Source organism: Sphaerotilus sp. FB-3 (assembly GCF_023706025.1).
Classification (GTDB): domain Bacteria; phylum Pseudomonadota; class Gammaproteobacteria; order Burkholderiales; family Burkholderiaceae_C; genus Sphaerotilus; species Sphaerotilus sulfidivorans.
The window spans coordinates 51,210-63,934 of the sequence record NZ_BQWE01000016.1; the positions used below are offsets into that span (position 1 = coordinate 51,210).

Genomic DNA, 12,725 nt, shown 5'->3' on the forward strand with positions numbered 1-12,725 from the left:
GGCCCGCACGTTCGAGCGTCAGGTGGTCGAGCTGCATGTGCGCGTGGCCGTGCTCAACCGCTTCAGTCAGATCGGCCGGCCGCAGACCGTGCCGGTGGGTGCCGTGGCATGAGTCCGTCTGGGGTTGTGGTCAGGGGTCTGCTCGTGGGTTTGTGCAACAGAGCCATGAACATGGCCCCTGCGCGTCGCCGGTTCGTGCAGATGGCGCGATGCTGAGGACAGCTCGGTCAAGATGCCGCACTGGCTGGCCTGCTGGGATTCACGGCAGCGTTCCCGCAAGGTCTTGAGCTGTCGTTCCAACGCTTTCAATTCCTTGATGCGGGTAGCCACATGGTCGATGTGCTCGTCGAGCAGGTCGTTCACCTGGGCGCAGTTCTCGTGCGGTGCATCCTTGAAGCGCAACAGAACCCGGATTTCATCCAGCGTCATGTCCAACCCCCGGCAGTGCCGGATGAAGGACAGCCGGTCAACGTGTTCTTCTGCGTACATGCGGTAGTTGCCATCCGTACGGGCCGTTTCGGGTAGCAAGCCTTCACGCTCGTAGTACCGGATCGTCTCTACCTGGGTATGTGCGGCCTTAGCCAGTTCGCCGATTTTCATGAGTTCATCTTCAGCGGTCGCGGGTTTTTCTCCAAGGCTCATTGTAGGCGCTTGACTCTGTAGTGGGTACAGGGTTTCCAATCTGACTGAAAAGGAGAATTTCATGAACTCTGCCCACCAACGCCAACACGCCGACGCTGCCTGCTGCGGGAGTGGCTGTGCAACAGTGCCTGTGGCGCCCGAGCCAACAGCGTCTGATGCAACGACTATTGGGCCGCAACGCTTTCGCATAGAAAACATGGACTGTGCCTCAGAGGAGTCGGAAATCCGCCGGGCGCTGGAAGGCATGGCGGGGATTCGCAGCCTGCGATTCAACCTGGGGGATCGAGAGCTTGCCATTGCCGCCGATGACCACGCGCTGCCCGAGGCCCTAGAAGCGATCCGCAAAGCGGGTTTCAAGCCAGAACCCCTCGGCGCGAAGAATGTCCAGCGCTTCCGCATTGCGAATATGGACTGTGCCTCGGAGGAGTCGGAAATCCGCCGGGCGTTGGACGGCATGGCGGGAATTCGTAGCCTGCAATTCAATCTGGGCGAACGCGAGTTGGCCATTGCCGCCGATGATCCTGTCTTGCAGCAGGCGCTAGACGCAATCCGCAAGGCAGGCTTCAAGCCGGAACCTCTTGGCGACACAGGCTCGTCGGCTGCTGCGGTTGCCTCGCCAACGGGCTTCTGGACGACATGGGGCAAGTCGCTGGGCGCCCTGGGGTTGGCTGTGGCGGCCGAGGGCTTGGCATTCGCCTTTCCAGACAGCGTACCTGTCAAGGCGCTGGGAATGGCGCTGGCCGCGGCGGCCATCGCGCTGTCGGGTTTCTCGGTTTACGGCAAGGGGCTGGCTGCACTGCGGCAGGGCCGCTTGAACATCAATGCCCTGATGACCGTGGCCGTGACCGGCGCTTTCCTGATCGGCCAGTGGCCCGAAGCGGCGATGGTGATGGCCCTATATGCGATTGCGGAAGCCATCGAGGCCCGCGCCGTGGATCGGGCGCGCGGCGCCATCAAGAGCCTGCTGGCGCTCGCGCCGGAGCAAGCTGAAGTGCGTCAAGACGATGGCAATTGGGTGCGCATGGGAGTCAAGGAAGTCACTGTGGGCATGACCGTGCGTATTCGCCCTGGCGAGCGCGTTCCGCTGGATGGCATCGTGAGCCTAGGTCAGAGCGCTATTGACCAGTCCCCCGTGACCGGCGAAAGCTTGCCGGTGGACAAGAGCCCCGGCGATGAAGTCTTCGCCGGCACCATCAATCAGGCTGCGGCGTTGGAAATCCGTGTCACGGCCCCCGCGTCCGACAGCACGCTGGCGCGCATCATCCACGCCGTTGAGCAGGCCCAGTCTTCCCGTGCGCCCACGCAGCGTTTCGTGGATCGCTTTGCCGCCGTCTACACGCCTGCGGTGTTCGTCCTGGCCGTTGCCGTTGCGTTGTTGGCGCCCTGGCTCATGGGGCTGACCTGGATGCAGGCCGCCTACAAGGCCCTGGTGCTGCTGGTCATCGCCTGCCCTTGCGCCTTGGTGATTTCCACGCCCGTCACCGTCGTCAGCGGTTTGGCCGCTGGGGCGCGGCGAGGCATCCTGATCAAAGGTGGTGTGTACCTGGAAGAGGCGCGCAAGATCAAGGCCGTGGCGCTGGACAAGACCGGCACCATCACCGAAGGCAAGCCCAAGCTGGTGGCCTTCGAGCCCGTGGACACAGGACTCGGCCAACAAGCCCTGGAGGGGCTGGCCAAGAGCCTCGCAGCGCGGTCGGATCATCCAGTGTCCAAGGCCATCGCAGATGGCGTGTCGTCCGCCACGCAAGAAGTGGATGAGTTTCAGGCTGTTGCCGGGCGCGGCGTGCAGGGGGTGATCGACGGCCATACCTATGTGCTGGCTAACCACCGCTGGATTGAAGAGCGCGGGCAGTGTTCGGCTGACCTCGAAGCCCGCCTTGCAGTGCATGAGCAAGCTGGCCGCACCGTCACGTTGTTGGCCAGCAGCGAACGGGTCATGGCCATCTGTGCAGTAGCCGACACCATCAAATCCTCATCCGCGCAGGCCGTGGCCGACCTGAAGGCATTGGGCGTGACGCCGGTGATGTTGACGGGCGATAACCTGGCGACGGCGCAAACCGTCGGCACCCAGGCGGGCATCGCCGAGGTGCGTGGCAACCTGCTGCCCGAGGACAAGTTGCAGGCCATCGGCGAGCTTCAGCAGCGCATGGGCGTCACGGCGATGACCGGCGACGGCATCAACGACGCCCCCGCGCTGGCGAAGGCTGACATCGGCTTCGCTATGGGCGGCGCGGGCACCCACACCGCGATGGAGGCCGCCGACGTGGTGGTCATGAACGACGACCTACGCCGCCTGCCCGAAACGATCCGGCTGTCCAGGCGCACCCACGCCGTGCTATGGCAGAACATCGCGCTCGCGCTGGGCATCAAGCTAGTGTTCCTGCTGCTGGCGATCTTCGACGATGCCTCCATGTGGATGGCCGTGTTCGCCGACATGGGGGCGAGCTTGCTGGTGGTCTTCAACGGGCTGAGGCTGCTCAGGCAGCAGGCGGGTCAGTAAAACCGAATATGGAGTGTTGAAAATGGGAATCCTGGATCGAATTTTTGGTGGGCATGGCGGCGGCCACGGCGGGGGGCATGGCGGCTCCCACGGGCATGGCAGTAGCCATGGCCACGGTGGCCCCAGCAGTCACGACTGGGGGCGCAATCCGGCGCCTTCGGCCAGCGGCATCACTTGCCCGCAATGCAAAGCGATCAATCCGAACGGCGCTCGCTTTTGCGGCCAGTGCGGGACATCGCTGGTGCCAGCGTCGTGCACGAAGTGCAGTAGCGTCATTCCGATCGGCGCGAAATTCTGTGCTCAGTGCGGCAACGCGGTAACTTAAGTCATGGTGATCTCGGCCTGGATCTACACCTTGATCCCGGCAGCGGCCGCCATCATCGGAGCTGCGGTCGCGGTGAACGTGCGGCCGGGGCCAACACTGGTCAGCGCGATTCAGCATTTCGCCGCTGGCGTCGTGTTCGCGGCGGCGGCCGGCGAAATCTTGCCCGACATCATGCACCGGGCCTCGCCTTGGGCGACGATGATCGGCGGCGGAATCGGCGTCGCCACCATGCTGCTGGTGAAGCATCTGGAAGCGTTGGCGAAGGGGCCGGCCGGTCTCCTGACCGTGATCGGCATCGACATCCTGATTGATGGCTTGGTGCTTGGTATCGGGTTTGCGGCTGGCCCAAAGGTCGGCTTGCTTCTGACCATCGCCCTGACCATCGAGGTTCTGTTCCTGGGATTGACAGTGGCCACGGAACTCGGCGAGAGCGTTCGCTCCCGTGCCAGGGTCGTCTGGATCACGGCCGCGCTCGTGCTCTTGCTGCCGATCGGGGCCTTGCTTGGAGCGCCGGTGGCGCTGTTGCCCAACCCTCTTCTGACTGGCTTCTTCGCGTTTGGTCTGATTGCGTTGCTCTACCTCGTGACCGAAGAACTGCTGATCGAAGCACACGAAACGCCAGATCGCCCCTGGGTGACGGCGATGTTCTTTGTCGGCTTTCTGGCGCTTCTCCTGCTGGAAGAAGTAATTGGCTAGTGGAGCCAGTCTGTTGGTGGTGCCCGATCCGTTGACTATTGCGCGCGCGGGGTGGGCACCATGAGCCCGATAGACGTGATGCCGTTGCTCGAATCGACCATCGTCCGCCCTCCGTGCATGCGGGCGATGGCAGCCACGATGGCCAAGCCCAGTCCATGATTGCGGGCGGCATCCGACCGCGCCGCATCTGCCCGGTAGAAGCGGTTGAACAGATTGGGCAAATGCTCGGCTGAAATCGTCTGCCCCTCGTTCACCACCCGCAGGGCGATCTCGCCGTCCAGCCGGTCGATTTGCACGACAACGGTGCTGTGCGGATGCGCGTGTCGGGTTGCGTTGCCGATCAGGTTGGATAGCGCGCGCTGCAACAGGCGCACATCGGCCAAGCCGGTGGCATCGCCGTCGATACGAACCTTCAGCCCGGCCTCTTCAATGGCCGCCTCGTGCAATTCCACCACCGCGCGCGCAACGCCGGCCAGACTGGCGACATGCTCGCGGCGGGCCTCAGCCCCACGGTCGGCTTGCGACAGAAAGAGCATGTCCTGCACGATCATCGACATGCGCTGGAGATCTTCGAGGTGCGAGCCCAACACATCTCGCAACGTGTCGGCATCGCGTGCTTTGCGCAAAGCAACTTCAGTGCCCCCCATCAACGTCGCCAACGGCGTGAACAGTTCATGCGCAACATCAGCATTGAAGGCTTCCAGTTGCCCGTACCCTGCGCTGTGGCGCCCCCTCGTGTCGCCTCAGTCGTCAAAGCGGCCACAACTCGCCGAATATCGAAGCGGCTCTGATTTGATGCAGGATGAACCTGAGAGGAGGCACGCTACGCGCACGGGGCTCTGAGAAAACCCAAGCAGCGAGGAGTGGCAAAGTAAAGCATGTAGCTGCTACACTGTTACCCCTATGCGCAAATGGCTGGCCATCGTCTTGCTGGTGTTCTTGCCGCTTCAATTCAGTTGGGCGGCAGTGGCCAGTTATTGCCAGCATGAAACCGGAGCTGCGGCCAAGCACTTCGGCCACCATGCGCATCAGCACAAGGCGGCCGACGGCCAGGATGCCAGCCCTGATCCGGCCAAGACCCTGGGTGGCGATCCTGATTGCGCGTCCTGTCATGCCGGGTGCTTCTCGGTCTTGTCAGGGGATGTCAAGCTGGCGTCGCCGGTCAGCCCGTCCCTGGATACGGGGTATCCCCCGGAGCACCTTGCTGCGCCTCCACCTGAACGTTTAGAGCGCCCTCAGTGGCGTGTCCTCGCCTGATCGGCGGGGAGCGCGTTCCTTTCCCTTCGTCCTCACCCCTGCCGTCGCGCATGGCGCGCTACGGTATCCAGCCGGCTTCGCGCGGCTGATGTGATGACGTTGCTGGCGATCATCTGGATCGCCCCCCCGCCGATTCCCTTGTGTATTTCAAATCACTGGAGAATCGGATGCTGAAGGATATTCACAATTACAACGCGAGGGCGGTTGCGGCAGGCTTGCTCCTTGCGCTCATGACGGGGACGGCTTTCGCTCAGTTATTGCCGACGGCACCAGCTCTTGGGCAGAGCGCCAACGGCGTAGAGCAGATTGAAGCAGCAACGCCCCTGACTCTGCAAAAGGCCGTCGCGCTGGCTTTGGAGGCGAATCTTGACCTAACTGTCGCCCAACGGGAAATCGAGGCGGTGGAGGGCCAGGTAATTCAGGGACGAGTACGTCCTAATCCCGAGCTGGCGTACTCGCTCGAAGACCAACGCACGCCAACCCGCACGCAAAGCGTCCAGATCAATCTGCCCATCGAGCTGGGGGGCAAGCGCGCTGCCCGCATTGCCGCGGCAGAGCGAGGGCGTGACGTCGCAGTTGAAGAACTGAACACGCGGCGCGTTGAAATTCGCGCCGCTGTGGTTGCCGCCTTCTTTGAGGCGCTGGCCGCCCAGGATCGCACGGCCTTGGCCCAGGACAGCGTTGACCTGGCCAGGCAAGCGACGGATGCCGTTGCCAAGCGCGTGACGGCGGGCAAGGTGTCCCCGGTCGAAGAAACCAAGGCTCGGGTGGCCGAGGCCGGCGTGCGGGTTGAACTGGCACAGGCGCAGAGCGAACAACGCAGTGCCCGCGCGCGGCTGGCCAGTTTGCTCGGGGCCAACCCGCCGCGTTTCACCCAGGTAGCGGGCAGCGTGGACGATCTTCCCAACGTCCCTTCGCTGGATGACATCCAGCAGCGCTTGTCGGCCTCATCGGCATTGCGCCGGGCGCAGTTGGAGATCGAACGCCGTCGGTCGCTGGCCGACGTGGAGCGCAGCAAGCAGACGCCCGATGTCACGGTCAGCCTGGGCGTGAAGCGTCCGAACGAGTTAGCGCGCAATCAGTTAATGCTCGGCATTTCCGTGCCGCTGCCTTTGTTCGACCGCAATCAGGGCAATCTGTTGGAAGCGTTGAAGCGTGAAGACAAGGCGAGGGATGAACTCCAGGCGTTGAATCTGCGCCTCAACACAGAGCTGTTGCAAGCCCGCGAGCGGCTGGCGTCGGTTCGCGGCGAGATCGACATATTGCAGCGAGAGGTGCTGCCAGGGGCCAAGAGCGCCTATGACGCGGCCACCGTGGGCTTTGGTTACGGCAAGTTCAACTACCTGGAAGTGCTGGACGCGCAACGCACCTACTTTGCCGCCAAGTCCCAGTACCTCAAGGCGCTCGCCGATGCGCACCGCGCGGCGGCGGACATGGATCGCGTGATCGGCGCATCCGAATCCACGACCACCCTGCCTGCAAACAAGGAATGAACATGAAACCCGAAACGAACAAACTGAACGTCGGCAAGAAGCAGTGGTTTGCCATCGCCGTGATCGCCGCAGTGGGCATAGGACTGGGCAGCGCCATTCTCGGCGGCAAGACGGATAAGAGCGCCGAGGGCGAGGGTCACGGCAGCCACGTTGAAGCCAAGGCCCACAGTGATGGTGAGCATCACGACAAGGCAAGTGGTGACCAGCACGACCACGACAAGGGCCATGCGGACGGTGAGCACCACGAAGGGCCGAGCAAGGGGGTGCATGGCGGCAAACTGTTCAATGAAGGGGATTTCGGATTGGAGGCGTTGCTCGCGGAGGAAGGCGGTGAGCCTCGTTTGCGAATCTGGCTCTATGACAAGGGCAAACCACTTGCCAGCAACACTGCAAAGGTCAGCGCCACCGTCACGCGCTTGACCGGCGAGAAGCAGGCGCTCAACTTCGCGCCTGACAAGGACAGCCTGCTGAGCCGCGAGGTCGTGCCGGAGCCGCACGCGTTCGAGATCAGCATCGTTGCCCAGACAGCCAACGAACCCTTCATGTTCGTCCTCAACCAAGAGGAGGGGAAAGTCGAACTCAGTGATGCACAAATCAAAGCGGCATCCATTAGCATCGACACGGCTGGCGCGGCACGAATCAAGTCAGCCTTGCAATTGCCCGGGGAAATTCGCTTGAACGAAGACCGGACTTCGCACGTTGTCCCACGCATTGCAGGAGTGGTCGAGAGCGTTCAGGCCAGTCTGGGTCAAGCAGTCAAGAAGGGACAGGTTCTCGCAGTCATTGCCAGCCCGGCTGCGTCTGAGCAGCGCAGCGAGTTGCAGACAGCACAAAAGCGTCTGGCCTTGGCCAAGACCACGTTCGAGCGTGAAAAGCGGCTCTGGGAGCAGAAAATTTCCGCCGAGCAGGACTACCTACAAGCAGGGCAGGCGTTAAACGAGGCGCAAGTCGCTGTGGCCAATGCTCAGCAGAAGCTGTCGGCCTTGGGGTTGAGCGCGGGATCTTCGGGAGGGCTGAATCGCTTTGAGTTGCGCGCCCCGTTCGATGGCCTGGTGATTGAAAAGCATCTCAGCCTGGGTGAGGCCGTCAAGGAAGACGCCGCCGTGTTCACCGTGTCCGATCTGGGACAGGTCTGGGCTGAAATCAACATACCTGCCAAGGACTTGCCACTGGTCAGGGTCGGCGAAAAGGTCACCATCAAGGCAACGGCATTCGATGCCAGCGCGCAAGGCACCATCACCTTTGTTGGCGCGCTGATTGGCGAACAAACCCGCATGGCCAAGGCCCGCGTGGTCTTGTCCAACCCCCAAGGCGCTTGGCGTCCCGGACTGTTTGTCAACGTGGAAGTGACCTCATCTGAGGCCGACGTGCCCGTGACGGTGGCCGGTGATGCCATTCAGACCGTGGGCGACAAGCCCGTCGTGTTTTTGAAAGTGAATGGTGGCTTCATTGCCCAGCCCGTGCAGTTGGGCCGTAGTGATGGCAAGCGCGTCGAGGTGGTTCAAGGGCTGAAGGCGGGGGCTCCGTATGCGTCGGCTGGCAGTTTTGTCGTGAAGTCAGAGCTTGGCAAAGCCTCTGCCGAACACACCCATTGATGCCGGAGCAACGCACATGTTTGAAAAACTCATTCGCGCAGCCATCGAGCACCGATGGTTGGTGTTGCTGGCAGTCATCGGTATGGCTGCCGTCGGCGTGTTCAACTACCAAAAGCTCCCCATCGATGCCGTACCGGACATCACCAACGTCCAGGTACAGATCAATACCCAAGCGCCAGGATATTCACCGCTGGAGACCGAGCAACGGGTGACCTACCCGATTGAAACCGTGATGGCGGGCCTGCCCAACCTGGAGCAGACCCGTTCCCTGTCGCGCTATGGACTGTCGCAAGTGACCGTGATCTTCAAGGACGGCACCGACATCTACTTCGCGCGCCAGTTGGTCAATGAACGCATCCAGGAGGCGCGGGAAAAACTGCCTTCCGGCATCACGCCTGCGCTGGGGCCAATCTCCACCGGCCTGGGCGAGATTTACCTGTGGACGGTCGAGGCCAAGGACGGCGCCAAGAAACCTGATGGCATGCCCTACACGGCCACCGACCTGCGCGAGATTCAGGACTGGATCATCAAGCCGCAGTTGCGCAACGTGCCCGGCGTGACGGAGATCAACTCGATTGGCGGCTATGCCAAGGAATACCAAATCTCGCCGATACCCGAGCGACTGGCCTCGCTGGGCGTCACCCTGCAAGACATCGTGACGGCGCTGGATCGAAACAACGGCAACGTGGGTGCGGGTTACATCGAAAAGCGCGGCGAACAGTACCTGGTCCGGGCACCTGGGCAAGTCAAGACGCTGGAGGACATTGGCAATGTCATCCTCAGCAGCGCGGGCGGCGTGCCAATCCGGGTGCGCGACGTGGCGGACGTGGGGCTGGGGCGCGAACTGCGCACCGGCGCAGCCACAGACAACGGCCGCGAAGTGGTGCTGGGCACGGTCTTCATGCTGATTGGCCAAAACAGCCGAACGGTTTCGCAAGCCGTCGACAAGAAGATGGTGGAGATCAACCGCAGCCTGCCTGAGGGGGTCCATGCGGTGACCGTCTACGACCGTACTGTTTTGGTGGACAAAGCCATCAGCACGGTCAAGAAGAACCTGCTGGAAGGCGCGATTCTGGTGATCGTGATCCTGTTCCTGTTCCTGGGCAACATCCGAGCGGCCATCATCACGGCGACGGTGATTCCCTTGTCGATGCTGTTCACCTTCACGGGCATGGTGCACTACAAGGTGAGCGCCAATCTGATGAGTCTGGGGGCGCTGGACTTCGGCATCATCATCGACGGGGCGGTGGTGATCGTCGAGAACTGCGTGCGCCGACTGGCCCATGCGCAGGCGCACCAGGGCAGGCCCTTGACGCGGGCGGAGCGCTTTCACGAGGTGTTCCTGGCATCCAAGGAATCACGCCGTGCGCTGCTGTTCGGGCAGCTCATCATCATGGTGGTGTACCTGCCCATCTTCGCCCTGACCGGCGTCGAGGGGAAGATGTTCCACCCGATGGCGTTCACGGTGGTAGCCGCGCTCGTGGGGGCCATGATCCTGTCGGTGACTTTCATCCCGGCAGCGGTCGCCCTGTTCATCGGCCATCGGGTCAGCGAGACGGAAAACTTCCTGGTCGTGCAGGCCAAGCGCTGGTATGGCCCGCTGCTGGATCGCGTGATGGCGGCCAAAGCAGTGATGCTGGCGGCAGCCGCCGTGGCAGTGGTGCTGTGCGGCCTGATCGCCACCCGAATGGGCAGCGAGTTCGTGCCCAGCCTGAACGAAGGCGATTTCGCCATCCAGGCGCTGCGCATTCCGGGCACCAGCCTTTCGCAATCGGTTGCGATGCAGCAGCAACTGGAAGCCACGCTGAAGGCCAAGTTCCCCGAGATCGACCGCGTTTTCGCGCGCACCGGCACGGCGGAAATCGCGTCCGACCCCATGCCGCCGAACATTTCCGACGGCTACATCATGCTCAAGCCGGTGTCCGAGTGGCCGGAGCCGCGCAAGTCGCGCGACGAATTGCTGGCGGCCATTCAGGAGGTCGTGGGCAAGGTGCCGGGCAACAACTACGAGTTCTCGCAGCCTATCCAATTGCGCTTCAACGAACTCATTTCAGGGGTCCGTAGCGATGTGGCGGTGAAGATTTTTGGCGACGACATGGATGTCCTGAATAAGACGGGTGAAGAGATCTCGTCCATGTTGCAGAAGATTCCCGGCGCGTCCGAGGTCAAGGTGGAGCAAACCACCGGTTTGCCCATGCTGACCGTGAATATCGACCGCCAAAAAGCCTCGCGCTATGGGCTGAACGTGGCCGACATCCAAGATGCCGTGGCCACCGCCATCGGCGGGCGTGAGGCTGGCACACTGTTCGAGGGCGACCGCCGCTTCGACATCCTGGTTCGCCTGCCAGAGTCCTTGCGCAACGACGTGGAAAGCATGAAGCGCCTGCCGATTCCGCTGCCGCGCGGAACGGGTGGCACCGGCAGTGCCGAAGGACGGACGAACTTCATCCAATTGGCCGAGGTGGCGAGCTTCGAGCTGGCACCCGGCCCCAACCAGGTCAGCCGCGAAAACGGCAAGCGCCGCATCGTGGTGAGCGCCAACGTGCGTGGCCGTGACGTGGGCTCGTTCGTGGCCGACGCCGAGGCGGCGCTGGCACAGGTCAAGATTCCCACGGGCTACTGGACGAGTTGGGGCGGCACTTTCGAGAATCTGCAATCAGCCACGCAGCGTTTGCAGATCGTCGTGCCGGTGTCGCTGCTGCTGGTCTTCCTGCTGTTGTTCGCCATGTTCGGCAACGTCAAGGACGGCTTGCTGGTCTTTACTGGCATTCCGTTCGCGCTGACCGGCGGCATCTTGGCGCTGTGGCTGCGCGACATTCCTCTGTCGATTTCCGCTGCCGTGGGCTTCATCGCGCTGTCAGGTGTGGCCGTGCTCAATGGCCTAGTGATGATTTCCTACATCCGCAGCTTGCGCGAGGACGGAACGCCGCTGGATGAAGCCATCCGCGAGGGCGCGCTGACACGCTTGCGGCCGGTGCTGATGACGGCCCTAGTGGCGTCGCTGGGTTTCATCCCGATGGCGATTGCCACGGGAACAGGCGCGGAAGTGCAACGCCCGCTGGCTACCGTAGTGATCGGAGGCATCTTGTCTTCCACCGTGCTGACGCTGCTGGTGCTACCGATTCTGTATCGGCTGGCCCATCGCCCGGACGAGCAAGAAGAGGATGTCACGGCAGAGCCCGCACATGAGGGCGTAACCGCTTGAAAGGAACAACGATGAACGCCGTTACGGCACCACGACAGACTCCTTCGAGCTTTACAGGGACATCGACTCATGGAATTTCGTCACCTTCGGTACTTTCTGGCCGTTGCCGAGGAGCTGCACTTCGCCCGCGCTGCGGAGCGGCTGCATATCGAACAGTCACCACTGTCGCGCGCCATCAGGGAATTGGAAGAAGAGTTGGGCGCACAACTGTTCGTGCGTACCAGCCGCAGCACGCGCCTGACGCTTGCGGGCAAGCTGCTGATGGAGAACGCGCCTCGCGTGCTGTTGGCGCTGGACCAGGCGCGTGAGAGCGTGAAGGCAGCGGCCAATGGCTTTCACGGCCGGTTGCGCGTGGCGCTGTCCGACGGCATCACCCCCTCGCGCTTGCCGGCGCTGCTGGCGCGCTGCCGCGAGGAAGACCCGGAGATCGAGATCCGCCTGTTCGAGGTGCCGCTGGCCCAGCAGCTCAGCGGCCTGCGTGACGATCTATACGACGTGGGCTTCTCGATGGCCGACGAGGTGGGCGACGGCATCATCATCGAACCCGCCTGGGAGGATGAGCTGATGGTCGCCATGCCCGCGCGCCATGAACTACTGGCCCACAAGAAGGTACCGCTGGATGAAGTGCTGCAACATCCCCTGGTGCTGGGCGACCCGGCAGTTTGCGAAGGCCATGCCAAGCAGATCGACCGCATCCTGCGCAAGCAGGACCGGGAGCCCTTGATCGAACAGTACGTCGCCACGTTCGACGTGATGATGACTTTCGTGTCGGCCGGCTTGGCGCTAGGGCTCGCAGGCGCCGCGCACATCGCTTCCAGCCGCGAGCCGGGCGTGGTGGGCCGACCGCTCGCGGGAAAGTCGCCCATGCTCACTACCTATCTGCTGGGCTCTGTTGCACAAAGCGAGCGTCCGAGCGCTCGTAGACTGACGCGGTGAGCGAAGCCAAGAAGAAGCGGACGAAGTACCGCACGACGAACTGGAAGGCCTACAACGCGGCGCTGAAGGCGCGGGG

Annotated in this window: 9 protein-coding genes and 2 pseudogenes; 9 read left to right on the forward strand and 2 right to left on the reverse strand. The window is 62.7% G+C overall.

Annotation, left to right across the window (positions count from 1 at the left end; translation table 11 throughout):
* Nucleotides 1-112, forward strand: a pseudogene (locus tag NFT33_RS08500) (IS5/IS1182 family transposase); the annotation flags it as partial.
* Here NFT33_RS08500 and cadR read toward each other — a convergent pair.
* Nucleotides 67-600 (reverse strand): Cd(II)/Pb(II)-responsive transcriptional regulator, encoded by a 534-nt coding sequence (gene cadR / locus NFT33_RS08505; protein ID WP_251674606.1) that lies wholly within the window; start codon nucleotides 598-600, stop codon nucleotides 67-69. The pseudogene NFT33_RS08500 and the gene cadR sit on opposite strands and share 46 nt — an antisense overlap.
* Nucleotides 601-703: 103 nt before the next feature.
* Between cadR and NFT33_RS08510 the strand changes: the two genes are divergently transcribed.
* The 3 genes from NFT33_RS08510 to NFT33_RS08520 are packed head-to-tail and all read left to right on the forward strand — an operon-like array spanning nucleotide 704 to nucleotide 4,163.
* Nucleotides 704-3,142 (forward strand): heavy metal translocating P-type ATPase, encoded by a 2,439-nt coding sequence (locus tag NFT33_RS08510; protein WP_027477924.1) that lies wholly within the window; start codon nucleotides 704-706, stop codon nucleotides 3,140-3,142.
* Between the two features lie 22 nt (nucleotides 3,143-3,164).
* Entirely contained in the window at nucleotides 3,165-3,467 is a 303-nt protein-coding gene (locus tag NFT33_RS08515; RefSeq protein ID WP_082136747.1) for a double zinc ribbon domain-containing protein, read from the forward strand.
* Between the two features lie 3 nt (nucleotides 3,468-3,470).
* Nucleotides 3,471-4,163 (forward strand): ZIP family metal transporter, encoded by a 693-nt coding sequence (locus NFT33_RS08520; RefSeq protein ID WP_009523279.1) that lies wholly within the window; start codon nucleotides 3,471-3,473, stop codon nucleotides 4,161-4,163.
* A gap of 35 nt (nucleotides 4,164-4,198) precedes the next feature.
* Here NFT33_RS08520 and NFT33_RS08525 read toward each other — a convergent pair.
* A pseudogene (locus NFT33_RS08525) lies at nucleotides 4,199-4,891 on the reverse strand (ATP-binding protein); the annotation flags it as partial.
* A gap of 175 nt (nucleotides 4,892-5,066) precedes the next feature.
* Here NFT33_RS08525 and NFT33_RS08530 point away from each other — a divergent pair.
* The 5 genes from NFT33_RS08530 to NFT33_RS08550 all read left to right on the forward strand — a co-directional run bounded on the left by NFT33_RS08530 (nucleotide 5,067) and on the right by NFT33_RS08550 (nucleotide 12,649).
* Nucleotides 5,067-5,420: a hypothetical protein gene (locus NFT33_RS08530; RefSeq protein WP_083840419.1), complete on the forward strand. Its 354-nt coding sequence runs from the start codon at nucleotides 5,067-5,069 to the stop codon at nucleotides 5,418-5,420.
* A 167-nt stretch (nucleotides 5,421-5,587) separates the two neighbouring features.
* Nucleotides 5,588-6,913, forward strand: a complete 1,326-nt coding sequence (locus NFT33_RS08535) for a TolC family protein (protein ID WP_024537625.1) — start codon at nucleotides 5,588-5,590, stop codon at nucleotides 6,911-6,913.
* Nucleotides 6,914-6,915: 2 nt separating this feature from the next.
* Complete coding sequence (locus tag NFT33_RS08540) at nucleotides 6,916-8,508, forward strand: efflux RND transporter periplasmic adaptor subunit (RefSeq protein ID WP_103519492.1); 1,593 nt, start codon at nucleotides 6,916-6,918, stop codon at nucleotides 8,506-8,508.
* A gap of 16 nt (nucleotides 8,509-8,524) precedes the next feature.
* Nucleotides 8,525-11,713 (forward strand): CusA/CzcA family heavy metal efflux RND transporter, encoded by a 3,189-nt coding sequence (locus NFT33_RS08545; protein WP_108500080.1) that lies wholly within the window; start codon nucleotides 8,525-8,527, stop codon nucleotides 11,711-11,713.
* Nucleotides 11,714-11,782: 69 nt separating this feature from the next.
* Nucleotides 11,783-12,649, forward strand: a complete 867-nt coding sequence (locus NFT33_RS08550; protein WP_251674608.1) for a LysR family transcriptional regulator — start codon at nucleotides 11,783-11,785, stop codon at nucleotides 12,647-12,649.
* Nucleotides 12,650-12,725 lie beyond the last annotated feature (76 nt).